Origin of the sequence: Alloalcanivorax sp. (genome assembly GCF_964221125.1) — a bacterium.
GTDB lineage: Bacteria > Pseudomonadota > Gammaproteobacteria > Pseudomonadales > Alcanivoracaceae > Alloalcanivorax > Alloalcanivorax venustensis.
Genome location: NZ_CAXPXK010000012.1, coordinates 11,704 through 35,276 on the forward strand (window position 1 = coordinate 11,704; position 23,573 = coordinate 35,276).

The following is a 23,573-nucleotide window of genomic DNA, read 5'->3' on the forward strand; positions in this document are numbered from 1 at the left end:
CCGTCCTATAGTGAAATGCCCGCCGGGTCGTCGCAAGCGGCTTCTTCCTCTGATCTCCTTAATCTATGGCGTTTCGCTTGCGGAGCCGGCGGGGCTCCTTTCTCTGCTGCCCCCATCCTTATTGATGATTTTACCTCCCGGTGATGGTCGGGGTGAGCGGCCTTCTCCTATGCTGAAGGTGTTATTCCGGCCCGCCGGACGCGGGCCGTTCGATCCCCGGCATGGATGGAGAGCCCCCATGAGTGACACCCATTTCCCACCCCAGCATCAACGCAAGCAACCCGGCGACGAACACCGCATGGCCCCGGAGCCTGAATACATCCGCGACGACTATCGCGGCTCCGATAAGCTTCTCGGCAAGGTGGCGGTGATCACCGGCGGCGACAGTGGCATCGGCCGCGCGGTGGCGCTGCATTTCGCCCGTGAAGGGGCCGACTGCGCCCTGGTGTACCTGGACGAGGAAACCGACGCCCGCGAGACCGCCGGCCTGGTCGAAGCCGAAGGGCGCCGTTGCGCGCTGATCCGCGGCGACGTCGGCGACCCCGCCTTTTGCCAGGCGATCGTCGAGCGCACGCTCAGTGAACTGGGCGGCCTGAATATCCTGGTGCACAACGCCGCCGAGCAGTACGACTGGAAGGACATCACCGAGCTGGAGAACGACCAGTTGGAGCGCACCTTCCGCACCAACGTGTTCAGCCATTTCTATCTCACCAAGGCGGCGCTGCCGCATATGAAGGAGGGCGACAGCATCATCGCCACCTCTTCGATCAACGCGTTCAAGGGTAACCCGACGCTGCTCGATTACACCGCCACCAAGGGTGCGGTTCAGGCGTTGATGCGCTCCTTCTCGATGGCGCTGATGGATCAGGGCATCCGCGTCAACGCGGTGGCGCCCGGGCCGATCTGGACGCCCTTGATTCCGGCCAGCTTTGATAAGGACAAGGTGGCCCGCTTCGGCGGTCAGGTGCCCATGGACCGGGCCGGCCAGCCCAGCGAAGTGGCGCCGGCCTATGTCTATCTGGCCAGCGCCGACGGCTCCTACGTCAGCGGCCAGACCCTGCACGTCAACGGCGGGGTGATCCTTAACACCTGAGCGGCCCATGGGTGCTAGAATCCGCGCCCATGAAACGGATCCTCGCCCCCATGGAGGGTCTGGCGGACTTCTGGGTGCGCCGGGCCCTCACCGATGTCGGCACCTACGACTGGTGTGTCAGCGAGTTCGTGCGCGTCAGCGGCGAGCTGTTGCCGCCCCGTGTCTTCTACCGCTGGTGCCCGGAGCTGCGCGATGGCGCCCGCACCCGTTCCGGCACCCCGGTGCATCTGCAGTTGCTGGGCTCGGACCCGGTGAGCATGGCGGACAACGCCGCCCAGGCGGTGGCACTGGGGGCGCCGGCCATCGACCTCAATTTCGGTTGCCCGGCGAAGATCGTCAACCGCCATGGCGGCGGCGCCATCCTGCTGGATGAGCCGGAGCGGGTGCACGCGGTGACCCGGGCGGTGCGCGCGGCGGTGCCCGCCCACATACCGGTGTCGGTGAAAATGCGGCTCGGCAACGAGCACATGGATCTGGCGCTGGATAACGCTCTGGGCGTGCAGGAGGCCGGCGCCGCCTGGCTCACCGTGCACGGCCGCACCAAGCGGCAGGGTTACCGGCCACCGGCCTATTGGGACCGGATCGGCGCCATCCGTGAGCGGGTCACTCTGCCGGTGATCGCCAACGGCGAAATATGGACCCTCGAGGACGCCCGCCGCTGCCAGGCGGAGAGCGGTTGCCAGGATCTGATGCTGGGGCGCGGCGCGGTGGCCAACCCGTTGCTGACCCGCGAAGTGGCGGGCGGCGAACCCGCCGGCTGGCCGGAAGTGCTGGCGGTATTGCGTGCTTTCGGCGCCGACATCGTCGGCACCGGCAGCGAGGCGCAGCTGTGCGGCCGGGTCAAGCAATGGCTCAGCTACAGCCGCCGGCGCTGGCCGCAAGCGGGGCCGCTGATGGAGTCGGTGAAGCGCGAGACGCGGCTGGCGGATCTGCGCGCCATTCTGGAGCGCGAGTCAGGGGGAAACAACGACGGCCAGGTTGTATCTTTTTAGGCCGAAACCTGCCTTTCCAAAGGCCCTTTCGAGGCCTGTTTCAGCCCTCTCGGAGCCCGGTTTGGGGCCCGGTTCCGGGCAAGCGGCCGCCGCTGTAAGCCCCGCGATGAGCGCTTCTCCGCCATACCCTCGGCGTCCCCCGCCGCATGTTTTCATTTTTTTAGGGGGGCCTTTAACCTTTTTTCGATCACGACACCGGCATGGTCCGTGCTATCCCTTAAAAGGCGGTTATGTGAACAGGGTTTTGCAGGAGAGCGGAACATGTACGAGGTACACGCTTTTTTCGCCGAGGGTGAGGCGACCAGAGCCATGGAACCGGAATACGAAGCCGGGGAGCGCTACGTTCTGATTGTGTTTTGCCGTCGTCCCCGTTACAGCGTCCACGACTTTAAACTGGTGGAAGAAGTCGCCGGGCGTTTCGGCTGGGAAGACGTGCAGGTCTCCCACGGGGGGGTGCTGCAGCCGGAATTTCTCAACGGCGATCTGTGCGATCTTCAGGACAGTTTTATCGAAGCCCTGCACAAGGGCGGCACGGTGGTGTCGCTGAACGACTGGCTGATGCGCGCGCTTTACGTCCGCTGAACCCGCTCCAGGCCCTTCGACTAAAGTCATACTGTGGCTGAACACACCTTTGTTTACTCTTGAGCCAGCTGGCCCGTGTCAACGCGGGTCCCGTGTTTGTCAGTGCGCAAAGGGGTAAACAAATGAGAGAAGAAAACGCCCGTGCCTACTGGGCCGCTAATCTCAAGCTCATCTTCACCTATCTCATCATCTGGTTCGTAGTGTCCTACGGCTGCGGCATCCTGTTCGTGGATGCACTCAATAACATTCAGTTCTTCGGTTTCAAACTGGGTTTCTGGTTCGCCCAGCAGGGCTCGATCTATGTGTTCCTGGTGTTGATCTGGATGTACGCCTTCACCATGAACAAGCTCGACCGAAAATTCGACGTCCACGAAGAGTGAGCGCCGCGAAAATAACAAAGAGGACCAAGAGATGGATGTTCAACTACTAACGTATCTTTTCGTCGGTGGCTCGTTCGCGCTCTATATCGGCATCGCGATCTGGTCGCGGGCGTCATCCACGAAAGACTTCTACGTCGCCGGCGGCGGTGTATCTCCGATCGCCAACGGCGCGGCCACCGCGGCGGACTGGATGTCCGCGGCATCGTTTATTTCCATGGCGGGTATCATCGCCTTCTCCGGTTACGACGCCTCGGTGTATTTGATGGGGTGGACCGGCGGTTATGTGTTGCTGGCGATGCTGCTGGCGCCCTACCTGAGAAAATTCGGCAAGTTCACCGTGCCGGACTTCATCGGTGATCGTTACTATTCCAACGTGGCGCGTACCGTCGCGGTGATCTGCGTGATCTTTATCTCCTTTACCTATGTGGCCGGCCAGATGCGCGGCGTGGGTATCGTGTTCGCCCGCTTCCTGGAAGTGGACGTGAACATGGGCGTGGTGATCGGCATGGCGATTGTGTTCTTCTACGCCGTCCTCGGCGGCATGAAGGGGATTACCTACACCCAGGTTGCCCAGTACTGCGTGCTGATTTTCGCCTTCCTGGTACCGGCGGTGTTCCTGTCCATTCTGATGACCGGCCATGTGCTGCCGCAGACCGGCTTCGGCGCCACGGTACTGGACGCCGCCGGTAACGACACCGGTGTCTACCTGCTCGAGCGACTGGACGGCATTGTTCAGGATCTCGGCTTCGGTGCTTATACCGAAGGTCAGAAGTCCACCATCGATGTGTTCTTCATCGCCGCCGCGCTGATGTGCGGTACCGCCGGTTTGCCTCACGTTATCGTGCGTTTCTTCACCGTACCCACGGTCCGTGATGCGCGTATCAGTGCCGGCTGGGCGCTGCTGTTTATCGCCCTGCTGTACACCACCGCTCCGGCGGTCGGCGCCTTCGCGCGTACCAACCTGATCGAAACCGTGCACCAGACCGAGTACGAAGAGCTGCCGGGCTGGTTCTATAACTGGGAAAACTCCGGTTTGATCGGCTGGGTGGATAAGAACGACGACGGCCGGGTACAGATGTCCGCCGGCGCCGCCTTCAAGGGCACGCCGACCTTCGCCGGTGACCGCGACGAAGTGACCGGCTCCCACGGTCAGCGCGTGGTCACCAATGAGATCAACGATAACGACGCCGAAGTGTATGTCGACCGTGACATCATCGTGCTGGCGAACCCGGAGATCGGTAATCTACCGGCCTGGGTGATCGCACTGGTGGCCGCCGGTGGCGTGGCCGCGGCATTGTCGACGGCGGCCGGCTTGCTGCTGGTGATCTCGTCGGCGGTGTCCCATGACTTGCTGAAGAAAACGCTCAAACCGGATATTTCCGAGAAACAGGAGCTGCTGGCGGCGCGTCTGGCCGCGGTGGTGGCGATCCTGATCGCCGGTTACTTCGGTATCAATCCACCGGGCTTCGTGGCGCAGGTGGTGGCGTTCGCCTTCGGTCTCGCCGCGGCCAGCTTCTTCCCGGTGATTCTGATGGGCATCTTCTACAAGCGCATGAACAAAGAGGGCGCGATCGCGGGTATGGCGGTAGGCCTGGCCTTCACCTTCTCCTACATCGTGTACTTCAAGTTCGTGTCGCCGGAGCTGAACAGCGCCGAGAACTGGCTGTTCGGGGTATCACCGGAGGGCATCGGTACCGTCGGTATGGTCCTCAACTTTATCGTCGCGTTCGCGGTATCCCGTGTGACCGCGCCGCCGCCGGAGCACATCCAGCATATCGTTGAAGACATCCGCGTACCGCGTGGCGCCGGCGGGGCTTCCGCCCACTAACGGCGCTACTACAAACGGAGTAAGCTGAATATCGGGGCCGCGTATCCGCGCGGCCCCGATCTCCGTTCAGGACCTGGCCATGATCGACGTGGACTTTACCCAACTACCGTTTTCATTGCTGGACGAGGAACACCGCCACCGTCTCGAGAACGCCATGGAAATGGCGTACTTCGAAGCCGGTACGGTGATTATCGAAGCGCGCCATCCGGCGCAGTTTGTTTATATGGTTCACAAAGGCGCGGTTCTGGAACTGGACCCGACCCTTCCCGCGGAGGCGGGACGGCTTGGTGTCTACAGTGCCTGTGATCTGTTCGGCGCGCTCAGCGTGCTTAACGGTCGCAGCCGTTACCGGTTTATTACCGAAGAAGAAACTCTGTGTTATCTGATACCGGCCGACCTGTTCCAGTCGTTGTGCCAGGATCAGAAAGAATTCGACGATTACTTCCGCCAGCGCCTCGCCAGCAAGAACCAGCTTCTTGCCGAGCGGCGCGAGGGCGGGGTGACCATGGCGGGCTTTATGCTCGCCAAGGTGCATCAATGCATGCGCCAGCCTTTGATACTCGACAGCGGCGGCACCATCGCCCAGGCGGTGGCCGCGCTTAACGAGCACAACGCCGACAGCCTGCTGATGGAGCGCGACGGTCATGTGGGCGTGATCACCAAAACCGACCTGCTGCGCGGCCTGGTCAACGACGGCCTGACCCCGGACTCCCGCGCCCTGGCGCTGGCCAGTTTCGAGCTGGTGACGGTGCCGCCGGATCAGTTTCTGTTCGCCGCCCTGGTCAGCATGACCCGCCACGAGGTGCAGCGGGTGGTGGTCATGGACGGCCGCCGTCCGGTGGGCGTGGTGGAGCTCACCGATGTGCTCAGCTTCTTCTCCAGTCGCTCCTACGTGGTGGGGCTGGAAGTGGAGAAGGCGGACAACCTGGAGGCGCTGGCGATGGCCAGCGCCCGTCTGCCGGAACTGATCCAGGCGCTGATGGCGCAGGGCGTCAAGATGCGCTTCGCCATGGATCTGCTGGCGGCGCTGAACGGACGCATCATCAGCAAGGCGTTCCAGTTCGTGGTGCCGGAGAGCCATCAGGAGCACGGCTGCCTGCTGGTGCTGGGCAGTGAAGGGCGGGGCGAGCAGATCCTCAAGACCGACCAGGACAACGCCCTGATCGTCGACGATCCGGAGAACTGGCCGGAACGCGACGCGCACATGCAACGGTTCACCGAAACCCTGCTGCGCCTCGGCTACCCCCGTTGTCCGGGCAATATCATGGTGTCCAACCCGGAGTGGGTGGGCAGTGCCACCGACTGGAAGGCACGCATCGGCCGCTGGGCCAAGCAGGGCGACGACGCCTCGATGATGAACCTGGCGATTCTGCTCGACGCGCACCCGGCGGCGGGGCGCACCGAGCTGGTTGATGAGCTGCGGCGGGACCTGTTCCGGGTATGCAGCAACAACGATCTGATCCTGTCGCGCTTTGCCCGGCCGCTGTTGAAGTTCTCCACCCCGCTGAACTGGTTCGGCGCCCTGAAGAAGCCCCAGCAGGGCATCGATATCAAAAAGGGCGGCCTGTTCCCGGTGGTGCACGGGGTGCGCGCCATGTCCCTGCAACACCGCGTCGGTGAGACCGGTACCTTCGGCCGGCTCGACAGGCTGGTGGAGGCGGGGCATATGGAGACCGGCTTCGCCGAGGAACTGGGCGAGTCCATGGCGCTGTTCGCGGAGCTGCGGCTCAAGCAGCAGCTGGCCCGTCTGGAGGGCAACGATGAAGAGGGCCGCAACAACCAACTGCTGATACAGGCGCTGTCGCCGTTGGAGAGAGACCTGCTCAGGGAGTCCCTGCAGGTGGTCAATGAGTTCAAGAAGCGCCTGACCCGGCGTTTTCATCTGGAGTACTAACGATGTTGAAGCGTCTTGTGCAACGGCGGCGCCACGGCAAGGGCCCCTATGGTCATTTGTTCGCGGCGCCACCGGGCGACGAAGTGATGGCGCTGGATTGCGAAACCACCGGGCTGAACACCCGCACCGCCGAGCTGGTCTCGGTGGCCGCGGTACCGGTCAGCGCCGGCCGGGTTCAGGCGGGCGCGGCGCTGGACCTGCGCATGGCGCGGCCGGCCAGCCTGGACGGCGAGTCGATTTGCATTCACGGTCTGCGCGGTGTGGACTTGCACGACGGCGTGCCGGTGGAAGAAGGCCTGCGCAACCTGCTCGACTTTATCGGCAACCGGCCGCTGGTGGGCTGGTGTCTGGATTTCGATCTGGGGATTATCAACCGCTATCTGCGTGCGTCCCTGGGGTTCGACCTGCCCAACCCGGTGATCGAGTTGTCCGACCTGTATCGGCGGCGGCACCATTATCGCAATCCGGAATCGCTGCCGGACCTGCGTTTCGAGCGCGTCGCCGGTGAGCTGGGCGTGCCGGTGATCGGCCGGCACAGCGCCCGCGGCGACGCCACCACCGCCGCCTTGATGTACTTGAAGCTGAAAAGCGAACCATAAACGGAGAATAACAATGCAATACCTGCAAGGGGCGCTGTTGGCGCTGGGCCTGCTGCTGGTGCTGGTGGCCTACGGTCAATACATCCGCCGCACCGGCGACTGGGGCGGGGTGCTGCGTTTCTGGCGCCGGGGCATGGCGCTGTCGGTCACCGAGTTCAAGATCCAGCGCGCCGGCTTGCTGGTGATGATTCTGGCGGTGGTGTTGCGTTTCGTGGCGGTGCTGTTTCAGTGGTAAAGCCGTGATGATCGGACGGAGGCGCTCTCTTGTTTAGTCTCTGGCAGCTGGGTGTGTTCGCCCTGCTGTATGTGATGGTGCTGTTCGTGATCGCCTGGTGGGGGGACCGCGCCGAGCGGCGCGGCCTGCGGGTGGTCAATAACGCCTGGACCTACAGCCTGGGCCTGGGCGTGTACTGCACCTCCTGGACCTTTTACGGCGCCGTCGGCGAGGCCAGCGGCAACGGCTGGACCTACCTGCCCATTTATCTGGGTCCGATCCTCACCATGCTGCTGGGCGGCGAGCTGATTTATAAGCTGGTGTCGGTGGGCAAGCAGCACCACATCACCTCGATCGCCGACTTCATGGCCGCCCGCTACGGCAAGTCCCGGCAACTGGCGGTGCTGGTGACCCTGGTGGCGGTGGTCGGCGTGCTGCCCTACATCGCCTTGCAGCTCAAGGCAGTGACCCTGTCCTTCGAGCATGTGGTGGGCCCCCAGGTGGCGCCGTCGCCGGACATCGCCCTGGTGGTGGCCACCCTGATGGCGATTTTCACGCTGCTGTTCGGCACCCGCCATATCGACGCCACCGAGCACCAGTCCGGGCTGATGCTGGCGGTGAGTTTTGAATCCTTCATCAAGCTGGTGGCGTTCGTGATCATCGGCCTGTTCTGCCTGTTCGCGATCTTCGACGGCCCGGTGGACATGTGGCAGCGGGTCCGTGACGTGCCGGCGATCCGCTCCGTGTTCGAGCCGGCCCTGTTTTCGCAGAGCTTCGTCACCGCGCTGCTGCTGTCGATGCTGGCGATCATCTGCCTGCCCCGCCAGTTCCATGCCGGCGTGGTGGAAAACAACGACCTGCAGCACCTGCGCACCGCCCGCTGGGTGCTGCCCACCTACCTGGGCCTGTTCGCCCTGTTCGTGCTGCCGATCGTGGCCGCCGGCATGATCACCCAGCCCGGCTCCACGCAGCCGGATATGTACATGCTGTCGCTGCCCATGGCGGCCGACAATCAGGGGCTGCTGCTGTTGTCGTTCATCGGCGGCATCGCGGCGGCCACCGGCATGGTGATCGTGTCCACCATGGCGCTGGCGATCATGCTCACCAACGAGGTGCTGATGCCCGCCTGGGTGCAGTACCGGATCCAGGGCGACGAGGAACTCTCGGACCTGAGTAACCAGGTGCGCCTGCTCAGACGGCTGAGCATTGTGGTAATGCTGGCGCTGGCGTTCCTGTTCCATATTCTGATCGACCGTTTTGAAGGGCTGGCGCGCATCGGCCTGCTGTCGTTCGCGGCGGTGGCGCAGCTGGCGCCGGCGCTGTTGGGCGGGCTTTACTGGCGGCGCGGCCACCAGAGCGGCGCCTTTGTCGGCCTGGCGGTGGGCTTTCTGGTGTGGGGCTACTGCCTGCTGTTGCCGTTGATGCTGCCGGTGGAGTGGGTGGATTACCTCAACCGGGCCGGTCTGCTGGGGCTGGGCATACTGCGGCCCAATGCGCTGTTCGCCATCGAGGGGCTGGAGCCGCTCACCCACGGTGTGTTCTGGAGCCTGAGCCTCAATCTGCTGGCCTATGTGTGGCTGTCCCGCCGCGCCACCCAGGCGCCGCTGGACGACACTCAGGCCACCCGCTTCGTGGACACCCCCACCGACTGGTGGCGCGAGGGCATGGGCCACCCGCTGATCACCACCGGCGAGCTGCTGCAGGTGTGTGAGCGGGGCCTGGGCCACCCGCGCGCGCGGGCGCTGTTCTTTGATTATCTGCAGCGCCGCCAGATATCGGAGGACCCGGCGCTGCCGGCGCCGCTGCATCTGGTGCGCTACGTGGAGCGTTTGCTGGCCGGCGCCATGGGCGCGTCCACCGCCCGCATTGTGATGGGCTCGCTGCTCAGCAAGCAGAACGTGCGCCGCGACGACATGGTGCGGATCATGGATGAGGCCTCGCAGCTGATCCAGTTCAACCACCAGCTGCTGCGCACCACCATCGAGACCATCAGCCAGGGCATCTGCGTGGTCGACCGCGACCTCAATATCGTCGCCTGGAACCAGGCCTACGTGAACCTGTTCGATTACCCGGAGGGCTTTATCCGCCTGGGCCGTCCCATCGAGGAAGTCTACCGGCATAACGCCGAGCGCGGCTTTTACGCCGGCGACGACCTGGAGCAGGACGTCAATAAACGGGTGCAGTTGCTGCGCGAGGGCAGCGCCCACCGCTTCGAGCGGGAGCTGCCCAACGGCGTGATCGTGGAGGTGCGCGGCAACCCCATGGAGGGCGGAGGTTTCGTCAGCACCTACATGGACATCACCGAACGCAAGCGCGACGAAATCGCCCTGCGCCAGATCAACGAGAACCTGGAGCAGATGGTCTCCGAGCGCACCCGGCGGCTCTCGGAACTGAACAGCCAGCTGGAGCAGGCCAACGAGGGCAAGACCCGCTTCCTGGCCGCCGCCGGCCACGACCTGATGCAACCGTTGAACGCCGCGCAGCTGTTTGCCTCGTCCCTGTCCCAGCGTCTGGCACGCAAGGACGAGGCGTTCGGCTATGAGCGGGAAGTGTTGGGGCATATCGACAGCTCGCTGCGTGCCGCCGAGCAGATTATTTCCGCGCTGCTGGAGATCAGCCGTCTGGACACCGGCACCATGCAGGCGCACCCGCGCACCGTGGCGGTCCGCCCGCTGATGCAGCAACTGGGGCAGGAGTTCAGCGTGCTGGCGCGGGCGGAGGGGCTCACCCTGCGCACCGTGTTCAGTGATCTGCAGGTGCGCACCGACGAAGCGCTGTTGCGTCGGGTGCTGCAGAATCTGCTCTCCAATGCGGTGCGTTACACCGAGCGCGGCCGGGTGCTGTTCGGCTGCCGCCGTCGCGGCGACACGCTGTCCATCGAGATCTGGGACACCGGCCCGGGGATTCCGGACGACCAGCAGGCGCGCGTGTTCCATGAGTTCCAGCGCCTGCCGCAACTGGGGCGCCGACAGATCAAGGGGCTCGGTCTGGGGCTGGCGATCGCCGACCGTATCTGCCGGCTGCTGGAGCACCGCATCAGTGTGCGCTCCTGGCCCGGGCGCGGCACCGTGTTCGCCGTTTCCGTGCCGCTGGTGGTGGGCGAGCCGGAGGTGGCGTCCCCGCCGGAACCGGCGGTGTCCGATCAGCGCGACGTGGCCGGGTTGAGGGTGTTCTGTGTGGATAATGATCCGGCGTTGCTGGCCAGCCTGGAGGCGCTGCTGCGCGCCCTGGGTTGTGACCCGATCGTCGCCCGCTCCCGCGCCGACGCCCTGGAGGAAGCCCGGGGCCGGCCGGCGCCGGACCTGTTGCTGGTGGATTATCAGCTCGACGACGGCGAGACCGGCTTTCAGGTGATCGATGCGCTGGACGGCTGCTGGGAGGACGTGGTGCCGGCGATGCTGATCACCGCCGACCGCCGCGCAGAGGTGCGCGTGCGGGCCCGTGAGCAGGGCGTGGGCTTTCTGCAGAAACCGGTCAGCGAGGCCGCGTTGCTGGAGGTGCTGCGCGCGCTCTAGGCGCGGCGCTTCAGGTGCGCAGGGTTCAGGCCAGGCCGGGCGGCTCGATGGCCAGATCCTTCAGGGCCAGCACCGCCTGGGTACGGTTGCGGACGCCCAGCTTGCGGAAGATGGCGGTCATGTGGGCTTTGACGGTGGCTTCGGACACATCCAGCTGATAGGCGATCACCTTGTTCTGCAGCCCTTCCATGAGCATGCCCATGACCCGGAACTGCTGCGGCGTCAGGCTGGTGATGCGCTCGCGCATGGCGGCGAAGTCGGGCAGATCCGGCGGCAGCGGGCGGCGTGCCTTCTCCGGCACCCAGCGTTCGCCTTCCATCACTTTCAGCACCGCCTGGGTCATCGCTTCCACCGAGGCCGACTTGGGAATAAAACCGTCGGCGCCGAACTGCAGCGCCCGCTGGATCACTTCCAGTTCCTCGTTGGCGGAGATCACCACCAGCGGCACCCGCCGGTACAGCTCGCGCAGATAGATCAGCCCGGAGAAGCCGTGGGTCCCCGGCATGTGCAGGTCCAGCAGAATCAGGTCAAAGGGGACCTGGTCGTCGCCCAGCTTTTCCAGCGAGGCCAGCGAATCGGCCTCCTGGATACGGGCGTCCTTGAAGCTCACTTCCACGGCCTGACGCAGAGCGGCGCGGAACAGCGGATGGTCGTCGGCGATCAGTATTCTCATTATTAGGACCTGTTTTATCTCCGGACGATACAATACTAGCGTCTAAGCGGCGCCGGCGCGCCCCGCGGTGCGAGGAATCAGAAATAAAAAGAGGGGCCGCCGCCTGGCAGCCGAGGTAAGGACGTGGAAAATCAGAATCAGCTTGATAGTCAAGCGGACGACCCGTGCGGTTTGGCGCGGGCGTCCAGGGTCCTGCGGAAACTCTCCCAAGCCGTTTGTTCGGGGTTCGATTTATTGTTATCCGGCTGTCGGCGGGTCTGGCCCGCACTTGATATGCCCGGTACCTTGCCCGCTTCCGGAGCGCCGTGGAATTAGACTTTTGTCGAGTCCCGGGGCGCAGGCCAAAAAAAACGGAACCCTGGGGTTCCGTTCTCTTCGCTTGGCTGGCAGGTGCCGCTGTCAGTCAAGATCGGCCGGGTAGACGCCGTTCTCGTCGTGCACTTCCTTGCCGCTGAGCGGGGGGGTGAAGGCGCACGCCACCACCATGTCCTCGTTCTCGCCACCATAGAGGTAGTGCTCGTCGTGCTGGTCGAGCAGGTAAATGGTGCCTGGCGTCAGCTCGTGCACGTCGCCGCTTTCCACCATCTCGATCTTGCCCTTGCCGGAAATCACGTAGACGGATTCCCAGTGGTTGGCGTATTTGATGTGGGTCTTGGTGCCTTTAAAGATGGTGGTGATATTGAAGGAATGGCCCATGCCGTCCTCTTTCAGGGACAGGCGAACGGATTGCCAGTTGCCGTTTTCCGCGACCACGCGACGGTCGGTTTTCTCGGCTTCCGCCAGAGTGCGAACGATCATCTACACCTCCAAAAACAAAAATGGAAAAAAACAGGGAAGCCCGGCCGCGCGGGGCGGCCGGGAAGTCGGGAAGGGTTCAGCCCGCCAGGCTGGAAACGGAATTGGCGTCGCCGCGCTTGATGCGGTCTTTCATGACTTCTTCGACGCTTTCCTTGAGCACGTCCATGGCGTGGTTGATCTCGTCTTCGGTCACGGTCAGCGGACACAGGGTCTTGATCACCTGGTCGTCGGCGCCGGAGGTCTCGATCACCAGCTTGCGCTTGAACGCGGCCTTGGTGATTTCCTCGGCCATTTCGCCGTCACGGCAGACCAGGCCCTGCATCATGCCGCGGCCGTTCAGGTAGAACCAGTGATCGTCGTAGCCGGACGCGATATCGCGGAACCGGTCGGTGATCAGGTCACCCTTCTTCTGCACTTCCTTGGCGAAGGTGTCGTCGCTCCAGAAGTGCTCCAGAGCCTTGGCGGCGGTGGCGAACGCCAGGTTGTGGCCGCGGAAGGTACCGTTGTGCTCACCGGGTTTCCACTGGTCCAGCTCCGGCTTCAGCAGCACCACCGCCAGGGGCAGGCCATAGCCGCTCAGCGACTTGGACAGGGTGATGATGTCCGGCTTGATGCCGACATTGTCGAAGCTGAAGAAGGTGCCGGTACGACCGCAGCCGGCCTGGATGTCGTCCAGGATCAGCAGCATGTCGTGCTTGCGGCAGACGCGCTCCAGGTTGCGCAGCCAGTCGAAGCTGGCCGCGTTGATGCCGCCCTCGCCCTGTACGGTTTCCACGATCACGGCGGCCGGGTGGTCGACGCCGCTTGAGGAGTCCAGCAGCACCTTGTCCAGGTACTCGGTGGTGTCGAAGGCGTCGCCCAGGTAGCCGTCGTACGGCATCACGCTGACGCCGCCCATGGTCACGCCGGCGGCGCCACGGTGGTGGCTGTTACCGGTGGTGGACAGCGCGCCCAGGGTCACACCGTGGAAGCCGTTGGTGAAGCTGATGATGTTTTCGCGGCCCTTGATGTTACGGGCGATCTTCAGTGCCGCTTCCACCGCGTTGGTGCCGGTGGGGCCGGGGAACTGGACCACGTGGTCCATGTCGCGCGGCTTGAGCACGTAGTCTTCCAGCGCTTGCAGAAAGTCGCGCTTGGCCACGGTGTGCATGTCCAGGCCGTGCACGATGGAATCGTTCTCGATGTAGTCGAGCAGGACTTTTTTCAGAACCGGATTGTTGTGGCCGTAGTTCAGCGTGCCCGCGCCGGCCAGAAAATCCAGGTACTCCTGGCCGTCTTCGTCGTACAGATAGCTGCCCTTGGCTTTCTGGAACACCACCGGGAAGCTGCGTGCGTAGCTTTGAACTTCGGACTCAATGCTGTCAAAAATATCCGTATCCATGGTTCTCTCTACCTCGCTGTGTCTCTTTCAATTCGTTTTAGGCGTCGTCGCGGTTGAACGGCCCGATGCGCAGCAAATGTTCATCATTGTGCTCGCCGGCGAAATGGATGCGTGAATCGAAGAGGATGAACTCTTCGGTGGGCATCCGGCGCTCGTAGGCGAAGCTGCGGAACATACCCCAGGACGCTTCGTTGTCCGGGGTGATGGTGGTCTCGATGAACTGAACGTTTTCCGCTTCGTCGCGCTTGATCAGTTCCGCCAGCATGCGCTTGGCGAGACCCTTGCCGCGTGCCTTGCCGTGCACCGCCACCTGCCACACGAACAGCGTGTTCTGCTGCTTGGGCGGGATGTACCCGGAGATGAAGCCCACCAGATCGCCATCCATTTCCGCGGCCACCGAAGTGTCCGCGAAGTGCGTGCACTGCAGCAGATTGCAGTACACGGAGTTTTCATCCAGCGGCTTACATTCCGCGATCAGCTTGTGCACCCGCGGGCCGTCCGGGCTCTCGGGCTTGCGAAAAATGATGTCGTCTTTTGTGTCAGCGGAGGATGAATCCGCCTTTTTCGGTTCGTCTGCAGACATTGGTGTCACTTCTGGTCGGTTTGGAAAGAAGGGTCGGGTCGCGGCCGACGGCGCTGGGCCTCGGCGGCGGGCTGGATGCGGTCTATGGCACCCAGATCAAGCACCGGCGAGGCGTCGATGTCACCGGCGTTCATCATCGCGGCTACCCGCTGCAGGGAGCTGAGAATCTGCGACTGTTCCCAGTCCTGTAACCGTGAAAATCGGTCCATGAATTCCTCCTGCAGGGGCGTCGGTGCCCGCTCCATGATATCGCGTCCGGCGGTGGTCAAATAAGCATAGACCCGGCGCTTATCCCGTTCACCCCTTTTCCGCTCGATCAGGCCGCGCTTTTCGAGCCGGTCGAGGATGGTGGTGACGGTGGCCTGGCTGACGGATACCTCGGTGGCGATGTCCCCCATGGTCATTTCCCCATGGGCGTCTATCGCCTGCAGGATCAGCAGCTGCGGGGCGGTGAGCCCGGCCACCTTGCTCAACTTGCGGGAGTAGAGGTCGGTGGCCCGAATAATCTGTCTCAGGGCGATTAACACTTCGTCGTGTTTGGCCATGGTGGTTAATTCTCTGGATAACAAATCAATGTGACTGCCTGACGACACGACTCAAGAACCGGGTAATCGTGGCGCCGTCACTTTGATGTGAAAGCAATGTTTGCCTCGGCATCAGCTCAGGAATCAATCGCATGGCCAAGATATTCCTTGCCATAAGTGGTACGCTAGCTTAGAGATAAAACATTTAGATGTCAAAGTAATTAGAGGCTTTTGCCCCGAGGGACGCGTTTCATGTTGCTTGCCAGTTTTCTCGGTTTCCTCCTTTTGTTTCTGCTTATCGGCTTTTCCTCGGTCCTGGTTCGTTCCAAGGAACAGTCCGACTATCTGCTCGCCGGCAGCTCCGTGCCGCCCTCCCTGATCGGCCTGTCCGCGGTGGCCACCAATAACTCCGGCTTCATGTTCATCGGCGTGATCGGCTACACCTACGCCACCGGCCTGCCGGCGTTCACCATGATGGTGGGCTGGATTCTGGGCGACTGGATGGCGGCCACCCTGGTTACCCGTAAAGTCCGCGAGGTGTCCGAGGAACGCGGCACCCTGACCATTCCGGAACTGCTGTCGCGCTGGGGCGGCGGCCATTTTCAGGTGCTTAAGGTGGTGGCGGCGCTGATCGCGGTGCTGCTGTTGGGGGTCTACGCCGCCGCCCAGTTCAAGGCCGGCGGTAAGGCGCTGCAGGCGCTGTTCGACTGGGATCTGCGCACCGGCGCCATCATCGGCGCGGTGATGGTGCTCTGCTACGGCTTCTCCGGCGGTCTGCGCGCCTCGGTGTGGACCGACGCCGCCCAGTCGGTGGTGATGATCGTGGCGATGACGGTGATGCTGACCACCGCGGTGTTCACCGTCGGCGGCTGGCAGTCCGCCTGGACCGGGCTGCACGAGGTGTCGCCCACCTTCTTCCAGTTTTTCCCCGCCGACTCCGCCGCCAGCGGTCTCACCGGCGTCTTGCTGTTTCTGGTCGGTTGGACCTTCGCCGGCGCGGCGGTGATCGGCCAGCCCCATGTGATGGTCCGCTTCATGGCGGTCAACGACGTCAAAAACATCCGCCGGGCGCGCACCTACTATTACCTGTGGTTCGTGGCCTTCTACACCCTGGCGGTGGGCGTCGGCATGATGGCGCGCCTGCTGATGGACCAGGGCGCGGTGGACCCGTCCCTGGTGATGAGCGGTGGTGAGTTGGACGCCGAGCTGGCGCTGCCGGTGATGGCGGACGTGCTGCTGCACCCGGTGGCCACCGGGCTGGTGCTGGCCGGCCTGTTCGCCGCCACCATCTCCACCGTCGATTCGCTGATTCTCAGCTGCAGCGCCTGCCTGTCCCGGGATCTGATGCCCAAGCGCTGGCACGGCTACGGCACCGCGCGGATCGCCACCCTGGTGGTGGTCGGCGTATCGCTGACCATCGCCCTGTTCGCCGAGGAGAACGTCTTCAATCTGGTGTTGTTCGCCTGGGGCGTGCTGGGCGCCGCCTTCGGCGGGTTGCTGGTGGTGTACGCGCTGGGCGGCCGCCCCCGTGAACCGCTCGCCATCGCGATGATTGTTGTCGCCAGTTCGGTGGCAATTGGCTGGCGCCTGTCCGGGCTAAATGCGACCATATTCGAGGTTTTGCCGGCGCTGGTCAGCGCCTGGCTGGTATACGGCGTAGGCCGGGTGTGCGGATTGTCCGGCCCGGCGAAATAATCGAGGACCGGGTCTTGATGCGAGTGATGCCGTGGCGGCGTTGGCTACTGCTTTTTTTGTTGGTGTGCGGCCCCGTGGGCGCGCAGCAGAACCGTGCCGAGGACCCCGCCGAGGGGCCGGTGGAGTCGCAGAGCGAGATCGAAAAGGGGCCGGTGATTTCCCAGTTCCGCGAGAACTGGATTCTCGGTGAGCTGCGCAGCCTCCGTCAGGACATGATGGAGTACCGCAACGACATGAACCGGATCGTCACCGACCGGGAACTGGAAGTGGCCGACAAGGCCATGGGCTACGCCACCAACACGGTGACCTACTTCTTCTACCTGATCGCCGGCGCCGCCTCGATTCTGGCGCTGGTGGGCTGGTCGACCATCCGTGACCTCAAGGACAACATCCGCGTCTACGCCGAGAAGGAGATGTCCCGGCTCACCGTGGAGTACGAGTCGCGCCTGGCGGACCTGGAGCAGGAGCTGCGCCGCAAATCGCGCACCATCACCGAAAACCAGGAAGAGATCGAGCGCACCAACGAGATCCACAGCCTGTGGCTGAAAGCCACCAAGGAAACCAGCTACAAGGAGAAGATCGAGCTCTACGACCGGATTCTGGAGCTGCGCCCGGACGACCCGGAGGCGCTGGCCTGGAAGGCCGACGCCGCCCTGGAGCTGGGCGAGCAGCGCTGGGCGCTGAGCCTGTGCGACCGGGTGCTGGAAGTGGACGAGGACAACGCCCACGCCCTCTACCAGCGCGCCTGCGCCTGGGCCGGCCTGGGCGAGACCGAGAACGCCCTGCGCGACCTGCGCCAGGCGGTGGCCATCTCCGAGGCCCTGCGCCAGCACGCCCGCGCCGAGGAAATGTTCGTTCCGCTGCGTGAAATGGAGCGCTTCCAGGAGCTGGTGGGGCGCGCCGAGGACGATGAAACGCCCCTGTGACGGGGCCCGCCGCCGATAGGCCCGGGCTGTCGCTTTTATCGCCAATCCCGTCGTTCCGGTCTGTCTATTTGCCGGGCGGTTTCTGCTACACTCTGCGCCCCTGAGAGGTCGGGCGGCATCGCCTGGAGAATTGTCCCAGCCTTCACCGGCCAGCGGTCATGCTCCGTCCCTTGCCGTCCCAGCGGAGATTTCCATGAAGCGCGATAGCAGTTCGGAAACCACCAAGTCGATGCCCGATGTGGCGACGAACTCCATGGTGGAACACATTCACAGCACCCTGGACTGGGTGGGCATGAGCGAGATCCATCTGCCGGCCCGCATCAGCGACACCCTGGCCGGCGAACGCCCGGTGAGCACGTCCATCCAGGCCTATGTGAACCTTTCCAACCCGGACGCCAAGGGCATTCACATGTCCCGGCTTTACCTGATGCTGGAGGAAACCTTCGGCGATCATTCGGTAAGCGCCTATTCGATCCGCAAGCTGTTGCAGAATTTCCTCGACTCCCACGAGGGCCTCAGCGACCGGGGCTTCGTGCAGTTCGATTTCGAGTACTCGATGCGCCGGCCGGCGCTGAAAAGCAGCTACTCCGGCTGGAAGAGCTACCCGGTGACCATCAAGGCGACCCTGGCCCCGGACGGCATGCGCATGGAGCTGGCGGTGGAAGTGCCCTATTCCTCCACCTGCCCGTGCTCCGCGGCGCTGGCCCGGCAGCTGATTCAGGAGCAGTTCCGCAAGGACTTCGAAGGCGAAGGCTCCGTGGACATGGAGAAGGTGTTCGAGTGGCTGGGCACCGAGGAAGGCATCATGGCGACGCCGCACAGCCAGCGCTCCGTGGCCCAGGTGCGGGTATTGCTGGATACCGACTGCGACGAGGCCTTCCCGATCACCGCCCTGATCGATTCCATCGAGGGCGCGCTGAAAACGCCGGTACAGACCGCCGTGAAACGGGTCGACGAGCAGGAATTCGCCAAGCTCAACGGCCAGAACCTGATGTTCTGCGAGGATTCCGCGCGGCGCCTGAAGCGGGCGCTGGACGGCCAGCCCTGCTACCAGGACTTCTGGCTGCGGGTGAATCACCTGGAGAGCCTGCACGCCCACAACGCGGTGGCCATCGCCACCAAGGAAGTGGAGGGCGGCTACCTGCCGATTCCCTGACCGGGGCTCGTAAGGCCGCTACAAAAAAAGCCGCGCTCAGCGCGGCTTTTTTTATGACCGCCGTCCCTGGCGGTCGCTCTTCGGGTCGCCGGCGCTCAGAAGCGGCCGTTGAGACCCAGGGACAGGTTGGTGACTTCGTCGCCGCCACTGTCCACGGCCCGCATGTACTCCACGCTCACGAACACCACGTCGGTCAGGCTCACGTCGGCGCCCAGGCCGATGGACAGGCCGGAGTAGTTCTCGCCGGTGGAGCCGCCGCCGGGGAAGTTCTCGGTGGTTTCCATGCGGGTCAGGCCGATCAGGCCGTAGGGGCGCACCGGCAGGGTGTTGGGGAACTGGCCACGGAAATAGGCGCCGTAGTAGCGGTCGATTTCCACATCGGTGCCACGGCCCAGGTCGTCCTCATCAATACCCAGGCCCAGGCGCAGCTCGCCGCCCAGGGTTTCATTGCGGTTGATCCAGGTACCGAACTTGAACTGCAGCGCGGTGGGATCGGCGCTACCGCCGTCGTCCGGTTCGATTTCGCTGCTGACAATGTCGATACCCGCGAAGCCGGAGGCGCCGGCGGCAATGGGCAGGAGGGTCAGGGGCAGCGCAAGGCTCGCGGCTAACAGGAAAGGCTTCATGGGTACTCCGATCATTACTGCGGATGGTTTCTAGGGATGCTGTCCGTGAACGCATTGTAGTGAAAAGAAGCGCGCAAGGCGACGCGCAAAGCCCCGGCCGGACGGCCGGGGCGGAGGGCGTTAGTGATCGTGGTCGTGGTCTTCCCCGGTGTCGTCGTGATCGTGCGCTTCACCGACGCCGGTCCAGGCCAGGCCGGTGGGCGCGAACGCCAGAGGCACCGTTTCCAGGCTCAGAGCTTCCAGGTCGATGATGTGGATCGCCGGCGCCGCCGGGTCACTGACGAACGCCTGCTCGCCGGCGGCGCTCACCGCCAGCGCCGGTGCCGGGCCGCTGGCGGGCACGCTGGCGAGCACCGCGATACTGCCGCGGTGGCTCCAGTCGCTGCTCTCCAGTACGTGCAGAGCGCCGTTGCTGTCCAGAATCAGCAGGTGCTCGCCGTGGGCGTCGAAGCCCTGGGCCAGCGGGCTGACCGGGTCGCCGGCGCCATCCACGGCGCCGTCGCGCCAGTCCACCTGTGTGGCGGTGCTTGCCTCCGGGTCCAGCGCATAGAGATTGCCGCCGGGGTAGGAGAAGGCAGCGAACTCCGCCACATCGGGATGGCCCGCCACCGTGGCCAGGCGCTCCGCCACCGGGATCTTGGCGTCGTCGAAATGGTCGCCGTGCAGTTCGGCCACCAGCGCGCCGTCGTCGCAGCCGAACACCGAGAAGGTGCCGCTGGATGCGCCGCCGTGCAGGCCCGGGCAGGCCGTGGCCAGCTCGCCTTCATTGTGGAAGTGGTCGCCGTGCAGCTCGAACACGCTGATGCCGTCCGGCGCGTCGCCGCTGGCGGCGGCGTGGCTGGCCAGCACCACACCGTCGAGGGGCTCGGCGATGCCGTGATGGGCGGTGTCCAGGGTCTGATGGGCCAGGGTGCCGCCGCTTTCAAGGCTCTCATCGCTGAACAGATGGAACTGGCTCAGGGCGGCGCTGGCGCTGTCGCCGTCGAAGAACAGGGCGGCCTGCTCGCCGTGGCTGCGGTAGTGGGTGGGCCGCACGCCGGACAGGGTAAACGGCAGCATCGCCGGATCGCCCTCGTCGACATGGTCGTCGTGGCGGTAGACGCCGCCGTCCAGGAATTCCACCTGGTCGTTGTCGCGCTGCACGATCACCGCGTAGCGGTGCTCCGGGCTGCTGTGGACCGCCGTGGCGGGATGCACCAGGGCGAAATCCGCCAGGGTGGAGCGGCTCTCCAGGTCGTGCACATAGACCCGTGAATTAGAGCCGTCGGCGTGGGTGAACACCAGCCGGCCGGCGCTTTCCGCGCCGTGGTCATGGTCGTGTTCGTCCTCGCCGCCGGGCAGCGGGGTGCTGCCGGTGTCGTTGTTGCAGGCGGCAAGCAATACCGACGCGGCCAGCAGGGCGGCGCCGGTGGGGGAAAATGAGCGTTTCATTGTGCTCTCTCCAATGTCTTTTTGCTGTGGATGTTCCGCGTCAAAAGGTCAGGCGCACGCCGGCGGTCAGGTTGCGACCGGGTTCCGGTACCGTGCGCGCCAGAAACGACGCGTGGTTCCACACTTCCTCGCCGAGCAGATTGCTGGCGCGCAGGAAGGCGCTGTACTGGGGGCTGCCGGTGAAGGTGTAGCTCACCGTGGCACTGAGCATGTCGTGGCCCGGCGTGCGGGTTTCGAAGCCGGCGATGCGGTCCTGCGCGAACACCCGGTAGAACTCCAGCTCCGCGTCGAAGGCGCGCCAGTAGGTGTTCAGGCGCGCGCCCAGCCGCTGTGCCGGGATGCGCGGCAGCTCGTCGCCGTTGTCCTCGAATTGCGCGTACACCATGTCGCCGAAGGCGGTGGTGGAGAAGCGGTCGGTCCACTGGTAGGTGGCTTCGGCTTCCGCGCCGGTGAACTCCACGTCTTCCTGGCTGTACTTGATCAGGCGGAATTCCTCGATCTGATCCAGGGTGCGGGCGTAGATGTAGTCCTGGACCCGGTTGTGGAAGACGCCGAGGTCGAAGGTCAGATCCCCCTGCACCTTGCGCAGATTTAGGCCCACGTTGTGGGACGTCTCCGTTTCCAGGTCGGCGTCGTTGGCGGCGCCACCGCAGGTGAAGGTGTCGGAGAGCAGCCCGCACTCATAGGTGTTGGTGGCCAGGTGCACGCCGCGCGCGTAGACCTCCTGGGTCTGCGGCAAACGCTGGGAGCGCGCCACCGACAGCGACACGTTGTAATCCGGGCGGAACGCCCAGGTCAGCGCGCTGGAGATCGAGGTGGCGGAATCGCTCACCGAAGGCAGCGGGCGCTGAGCGTCATCGGGGTCCAGGTCCTGGTGCTCGTAGCGGGCCCCGGCCTCCAGCTGCCACTGGTCGTTGAAGCGGTAGCGCTCCACCGCGAACAGGGCCGCCACCCGGGTATCGGTTTTCGGCAACAGCCCCTCTTCGCCGGTGGTCTCGATCTGGCCGTCGGTGAACTGGGTGCCCACCGTGCCGCGCCAGCCGAGGATCGGCGCGTGCTCCGCCTCCACGCGGGTGTCCACGCCCCGGTGCCGGAAGCTGGTGCCGATTTCGCCTTCCTCGATCTCGTGGTGACGGTAATCCGTGTGGCTGGCGCGCAGGCGCACCGCTTCCACGCCGTCGAACGGCCGGCGGTATTCACCGCGCAGGTCCACGCGGCGGCTGTCCAGGTCCACGAACGGCGCTTCCTCTTCGCCGTGCTCGTGCTCATGGCCTTCTTCCGCGCAATCCAGGCTGGCGCCGTTGCTGGTGCAGCCCTCGAACTCGTGGCTGTGGCCGGGCAGGCCGTAGAGGTCGCCGCGGTAGGAGTAGGCGACGCCCAGATAGCCCCGGTCACCGATCCATGAGAGCCCGACGCTGGCGTTGTTGCTTTCCGCCCAGGTGCCGTCGATCTCCTGCTCGGTGAAGCCGTTCACCTCATAGTTGTCGGCGTCGCGGCGGGCGCCCTCGATGTGGATCGCCACATTGTCGCCGGCGCGGGCGGTCAGCCCCACGGCGCCGGCCTGTTCGTTGGCCACGGTGTTGCCGCGCGCCGAGACGAAGCCTTCCACCGGGCGGTTCGGCATGCGCGTGGGGATTTTGTTGTCCAGCACGTTGACCACGCCGCCGATGGCGCCGCCGCCATACAGCAGGCTGGACGGGCCGCGCAGCACCTCCACCTTGCGCGACAGCATGGGCTCCACGGTGGTGGCGTGGTCGGGCGAGATGGTCGACATGTCGAACAGTTGCGCGCCGTCGGACAGCACGCTGACACGCGGCGCGGTCTGGCCGCGGATCACCGGCCGGCCGGAGCCGCCGCCGTAGGTGTCGGCGTGCACGCCGGGCAGGCCGTCCAGGGTATCGCCCAGGGTGGCTTCGCTTTGCTGGAACAGCAGTTGGTCTTCAAGCAGGTCGAACGAAGCCGGCGTCAGATTGGCGTCGCTGCCCAGCGGCAAAGCGGACACTTCCACGGCGTCCAGCCGGCCTTCGGTGTCGGTGGACGCGGGCTCGGCGGCGGGCGCCACGGACCAGACCATGGCGGCCGCGGTGGCCGCCGCCATGGGGGGAGTAAAGCGTTTCATGTTGTCTCCTGAATACAACCACGGGCCGCCCTGGCGCTGCGCCAGGGACGGTCCCGATAAGGGAAGTCAGTGCTTGGAATTCAGGAGAAACGGGGTGGCGCGCGCGCCGGATGGTTGCGGGTCGGGGTGACCGCCCGCGGGCAACGGACGTCGGCCGCGGGCGTGGTGGTGTCGGGAAGCACCGGTGGCGGCGTGAACAGGGTGGGCACGCCCACCAGGCCGTGGCCCTGCACGCACAGGTCGCAGTCGTGGGCGACGATCGCGGAATGGCCGTCGTGGCCGTCGAAGATGTGCGCCGGGGCGTGCCAGGCGAGCAGCGTCTGCGCGACCAGCAGCAGGGCGACGAACAGTAACCGACCCCGGGGACGCGGCTCACTCATGGGCGTCCCCGCAACGCTGGCCGGGCACCGGGTCGAAGCCGCCGGGGTGCCAGGGGTGAGCCTGTAAATAAATCTGTGTAACTGCCCATCCCATTACAGGTGGCCGTCCAGGCGGTCACCGAATTCGATAATAAAGCGATTCAATGCCGGCTTCCAATCACGGATCGGCATAGTCCATTTCTTT

At 64.5% G+C, this 23,573-nt stretch carries 21 protein-coding genes; 12 read left to right on the plus strand and 9 right to left on the minus strand.

The window, feature by feature from the left end:
• Nucleotides 1-238: 238 nt before the first annotated feature.
• From ACEQZD_RS01440 to ACEQZD_RS01480, 9 genes are all read left to right on the plus strand, one after another.
• Nucleotides 239-1,093: an SDR family oxidoreductase gene (locus ACEQZD_RS01440; RefSeq protein WP_370183525.1), complete on the plus strand. Its 855-nt coding sequence runs from the start codon at nt 239-241 to the stop codon at nt 1,091-1,093.
• Between the two features lie 29 nt (nt 1,094-1,122).
• A complete protein-coding gene (locus ACEQZD_RS01445; protein ID WP_370183527.1) occupies nt 1,123-2,085 on the plus strand; it encodes a tRNA-dihydrouridine synthase in 963 nt (320 codons plus the stop codon).
• 261 nt (nt 2,086-2,346) lie between these two features.
• On the plus strand, nt 2,347-2,667 hold the full coding sequence (locus ACEQZD_RS01450; protein ID WP_370183528.1) for a hypothetical protein: 321 nt from the start codon (nt 2,347-2,349) through the stop codon (nt 2,665-2,667).
• 122 nt (nt 2,668-2,789) lie between these two features.
• The gene (locus ACEQZD_RS01455; protein ID WP_067609617.1) at nt 2,790-3,047 is read left to right on the plus strand and encodes a DUF4212 domain-containing protein; all 258 of its coding nucleotides are present in this window, start codon (nt 2,790-2,792) and stop codon (nt 3,045-3,047) included.
• Nucleotides 3,048-3,078: 31 nt separating this feature from the next.
• Entirely contained in the window at nt 3,079-4,875 is a 1,797-nt protein-coding gene (locus ACEQZD_RS01460; RefSeq protein ID WP_370183531.1) for a sodium:solute symporter family protein, read from the plus strand.
• A gap of 79 nt (nt 4,876-4,954) precedes the next feature.
• On the plus strand, nt 4,955-6,769 hold the full coding sequence (locus tag ACEQZD_RS01465; protein ID WP_370183534.1) for a DUF294 nucleotidyltransferase-like domain-containing protein: 1,815 nt from the start codon (nt 4,955-4,957) through the stop codon (nt 6,767-6,769).
• A 2-nt stretch (nt 6,770-6,771) separates the two neighbouring features.
• Nucleotides 6,772-7,368, plus strand: coding sequence for a 3'-5' exonuclease (locus tag ACEQZD_RS01470; protein WP_370183537.1), 597 nt, complete (start codon nt 6,772-6,774; stop codon nt 7,366-7,368).
• Between the two features lie 13 nt (nt 7,369-7,381).
• Nucleotides 7,382-7,603, plus strand: coding sequence for a hypothetical protein (locus tag ACEQZD_RS01475; protein WP_142947377.1), 222 nt, complete (start codon nt 7,382-7,384; stop codon nt 7,601-7,603).
• A 29-nt stretch (nt 7,604-7,632) separates the two neighbouring features.
• Nucleotides 7,633-11,097: a hybrid sensor histidine kinase/response regulator gene (locus ACEQZD_RS01480; RefSeq protein ID WP_142947376.1), complete on the plus strand. Its 3,465-nt coding sequence runs from the start codon at nt 7,633-7,635 to the stop codon at nt 11,095-11,097.
• Between the two features lie 25 nt (nt 11,098-11,122).
• Here ACEQZD_RS01480 and ACEQZD_RS01485 read toward each other — a convergent pair whose 3' ends face one another.
• The 5 genes from ACEQZD_RS01485 to ACEQZD_RS01505 form a co-directional block, all read right to left on the minus strand.
• Nucleotides 11,123-11,773, minus strand: coding sequence for a response regulator transcription factor (locus ACEQZD_RS01485; RefSeq protein ID WP_194855600.1), 651 nt, complete (start codon nt 11,771-11,773; stop codon nt 11,123-11,125).
• Nucleotides 11,774-12,169: 396 nt separating this feature from the next.
• Nucleotides 12,170-12,568 (minus strand): ectoine synthase, encoded by a 399-nt coding sequence (locus ACEQZD_RS01490; RefSeq protein WP_142947374.1) that lies wholly within the window; start codon nt 12,566-12,568, stop codon nt 12,170-12,172.
• Nucleotides 12,569-12,644: 76 nt separating this feature from the next.
• A complete protein-coding gene (gene ectB, locus ACEQZD_RS01495; RefSeq protein ID WP_142947373.1) occupies nt 12,645-13,949 on the minus strand; it encodes a diaminobutyrate--2-oxoglutarate transaminase in 1,305 nt (434 codons plus the stop codon).
• A 37-nt stretch (nt 13,950-13,986) separates the two neighbouring features.
• Nucleotides 13,987-14,532, minus strand: a complete 546-nt coding sequence (gene ectA / locus ACEQZD_RS01500; RefSeq protein ID WP_370183540.1) for a diaminobutyrate acetyltransferase — start codon at nt 14,530-14,532, stop codon at nt 13,987-13,989.
• 5 nt (nt 14,533-14,537) lie between these two features.
• Nucleotides 14,538-15,077, minus strand: coding sequence for a MarR family winged helix-turn-helix transcriptional regulator (locus tag ACEQZD_RS01505; RefSeq protein ID WP_214013182.1), 540 nt, complete (start codon nt 15,075-15,077; stop codon nt 14,538-14,540).
• Nucleotides 15,078-15,308: 231 nt separating this feature from the next.
• On the opposite strand from ACEQZD_RS01505, the gene ACEQZD_RS01510 reads away from it, so the two are divergent.
• The 3 genes from ACEQZD_RS01510 to folE2 all read left to right on the plus strand — a co-directional run bounded on the left by ACEQZD_RS01510 (nt 15,309) and on the right by folE2 (nt 18,833).
• Nucleotides 15,309-16,751: a sodium/proline symporter gene (locus ACEQZD_RS01510; protein ID WP_370183542.1), complete on the plus strand. Its 1,443-nt coding sequence runs from the start codon at nt 15,309-15,311 to the stop codon at nt 16,749-16,751.
• A 17-nt stretch (nt 16,752-16,768) separates the two neighbouring features.
• On the plus strand, nt 16,769-17,677 hold the full coding sequence (locus ACEQZD_RS01515; protein WP_370203687.1) for a tetratricopeptide repeat protein: 909 nt from the start codon (nt 16,769-16,771) through the stop codon (nt 17,675-17,677).
• 193 nt (nt 17,678-17,870) lie between these two features.
• A complete protein-coding gene (gene folE2 / locus ACEQZD_RS01520; protein WP_142947366.1) occupies nt 17,871-18,833 on the plus strand; it encodes a GTP cyclohydrolase FolE2 in 963 nt (320 codons plus the stop codon).
• 95 nt (nt 18,834-18,928) lie between these two features.
• Here the strand turns inward: folE2 and ACEQZD_RS01525 are convergent, their stop codons facing one another.
• The 4 genes from ACEQZD_RS01525 to ACEQZD_RS01540 all read right to left on the minus strand — a co-directional run bounded on the left by ACEQZD_RS01525 (nt 18,929) and on the right by ACEQZD_RS01540 (nt 23,389).
• A complete protein-coding gene (locus ACEQZD_RS01525; RefSeq protein ID WP_142947365.1) occupies nt 18,929-19,459 on the minus strand; it encodes an outer membrane beta-barrel protein in 531 nt (176 codons plus the stop codon).
• Nucleotides 19,460-19,579: 120 nt separating this feature from the next.
• Nucleotides 19,580-20,890: a hypothetical protein gene (locus tag ACEQZD_RS01530; RefSeq protein WP_142947364.1), complete on the minus strand. Its 1,311-nt coding sequence runs from the start codon at nt 20,888-20,890 to the stop codon at nt 19,580-19,582.
• 40 nt (nt 20,891-20,930) lie between these two features.
• Nucleotides 20,931-23,009: a TonB-dependent receptor domain-containing protein gene (locus ACEQZD_RS01535; protein ID WP_142947363.1), complete on the minus strand. Its 2,079-nt coding sequence runs from the start codon at nt 23,007-23,009 to the stop codon at nt 20,931-20,933.
• An 80-nt stretch (nt 23,010-23,089) separates the two neighbouring features.
• Nucleotides 23,090-23,389: a hypothetical protein gene (locus ACEQZD_RS01540; RefSeq protein ID WP_370183545.1), complete on the minus strand. Its 300-nt coding sequence runs from the start codon at nt 23,387-23,389 to the stop codon at nt 23,090-23,092.
• Between the last annotated feature and the right edge of the window lie 184 nt (nt 23,390-23,573).

Bases quoted from the DNA above. Each gene is read 5' to 3' on its own strand.
- ACEQZD_RS01440 (WP_370183525.1), top strand. From the start codon at position 239: ATGAGTGACACCCATTTCCCACCCCAGCATCAACGCAAGCAACCCGGC.
- ACEQZD_RS01445 (WP_370183527.1), top strand. From the start codon at position 1,123: ATGAAACGGATCCTCGCCCCCATGGAGGGTCTGGCGGACTTCTGGGTG.
- ACEQZD_RS01450 (WP_370183528.1), top strand. From the start codon at position 2,347: ATGTACGAGGTACACGCTTTTTTCGCCGAGGGTGAGGCGACCAGAGCC.
- ACEQZD_RS01455 (WP_067609617.1), top strand. From the start codon at position 2,790: ATGAGAGAAGAAAACGCCCGTGCCTACTGGGCCGCTAATCTCAAGCTC.
- ACEQZD_RS01460 (WP_370183531.1), top strand. From the start codon at position 3,079: ATGGATGTTCAACTACTAACGTATCTTTTCGTCGGTGGCTCGTTCGCG.
- ACEQZD_RS01465 (WP_370183534.1), top strand. From the start codon at position 4,955: ATGATCGACGTGGACTTTACCCAACTACCGTTTTCATTGCTGGACGAG.
- ACEQZD_RS01470 (WP_370183537.1), top strand. From the start codon at position 6,772: ATGTTGAAGCGTCTTGTGCAACGGCGGCGCCACGGCAAGGGCCCCTAT.
- ACEQZD_RS01475 (WP_142947377.1), top strand. From the start codon at position 7,382: ATGCAATACCTGCAAGGGGCGCTGTTGGCGCTGGGCCTGCTGCTGGTG.
- ACEQZD_RS01490 (WP_142947374.1), bottom strand. From the start codon at position 12,568: ATGATCGTTCGCACTCTGGCGGAAGCCGAGAAAACCGACCGTCGCGTG.
- ectB (WP_142947373.1), bottom strand. From the start codon at position 13,949: ATGGATACGGATATTTTTGACAGCATTGAGTCCGAAGTTCAAAGCTAC.
- ectA (WP_370183540.1), bottom strand. From the start codon at position 14,532: ATGTCTGCAGACGAACCGAAAAAGGCGGATTCATCCTCCGCTGACACA.
- ACEQZD_RS01505 (WP_214013182.1), bottom strand. From the start codon at position 15,077: ATGGCCAAACACGACGAAGTGTTAATCGCCCTGAGACAGATTATTCGG.
- ACEQZD_RS01510 (WP_370183542.1), top strand. From the start codon at position 15,309: ATGTTGCTTGCCAGTTTTCTCGGTTTCCTCCTTTTGTTTCTGCTTATC.
- ACEQZD_RS01515 (WP_370203687.1), top strand. From the start codon at position 16,769: ATGCGAGTGATGCCGTGGCGGCGTTGGCTACTGCTTTTTTTGTTGGTG.
- folE2 (WP_142947366.1), top strand. From the start codon at position 17,871: ATGAAGCGCGATAGCAGTTCGGAAACCACCAAGTCGATGCCCGATGTG.
- ACEQZD_RS01525 (WP_142947365.1), bottom strand. From the start codon at position 19,459: ATGAAGCCTTTCCTGTTAGCCGCGAGCCTTGCGCTGCCCCTGACCCTC.
- ACEQZD_RS01530 (WP_142947364.1), bottom strand. From the start codon at position 20,890: ATGAAACGCTCATTTTCCCCCACCGGCGCCGCCCTGCTGGCCGCGTCG.
- ACEQZD_RS01535 (WP_142947363.1), bottom strand. From the start codon at position 23,009: ATGAAACGCTTTACTCCCCCCATGGCGGCGGCCACCGCGGCCGCCATG.
- ACEQZD_RS01540 (WP_370183545.1), bottom strand. From the start codon at position 23,389: ATGAGTGAGCCGCGTCCCCGGGGTCGGTTACTGTTCGTCGCCCTGCTG.